The sequence below is a fragment of the Aeromonas sp. QDB14 genome (assembly GCF_027707845.1).
Classification (GTDB): domain Bacteria; phylum Pseudomonadota; class Gammaproteobacteria; order Enterobacterales; family Aeromonadaceae; genus Aeromonas; species Aeromonas caviae.
Genome location: NZ_JAPCJD010000226.1, coordinates 1 through 527, shown reverse-complemented (window position 1 = coordinate 527; position 527 = coordinate 1). Strand labels below are relative to the sequence as shown.

General features: G+C 41.0%; 1 protein-coding gene. It reads left to right on the top strand.

Features of this window, described 5'->3' with window-relative positions; translation table 11 throughout:
• The first annotated feature begins 129 nt into the window (after window positions 1–129).
• On the top strand, window positions 130–498 hold the full coding sequence (locus tag PG887_RS22640) for a hypothetical protein (RefSeq protein ID WP_270822989.1): 369 nt from the start codon (window positions 130–132) through the stop codon (window positions 496–498).
• The last annotated feature ends 29 nt before the right edge of the window (window positions 499–527 follow it).

Here is a 527-nt window from a genome sequence, read left to right as displayed (position 1 = left end):
GTACCACCAATCAGCAGTTGGCCACCTCTCGCCATTCATCCATGAGTGTCGCACTTATTATCTGAATTCCCGAAACAATACATTTTTGACGCCGATACTAGGTCATTAACAGCGTATAGATTCATAGAGTTGCAAGTTGTTAGATTAGACCCATCTTTTTTAAATCGCCTTGAGCATACCTTTGAAGATGAAAGAGGCAACAAAGTTGTTTTAAGTGCAGGCTCTAAAGAGTATGTGCTTGCACTAATGAGTTCAAAAGAGACAAACGGCACAATATTTGATTTGATAAAAAAACGAATCAAACGACGGGGGGAGATACGAGCTAAACGAGCCGATGGTTCTTTCTCAATGCGCTTTGAAGACTTAATTTATGTGCCATTTACAGCAAGTTATCAGGTTACAAGAAAGCTAAAACCAGAAACTTTGCAGGAAAGAGGAAAAAAAAGAATCAAAGCGCGAATTCAACTTCGAAGTGCGACACTCGCCTATGCCGCCTGACAGTACTCTTCGAATACCTTGACAGGCTG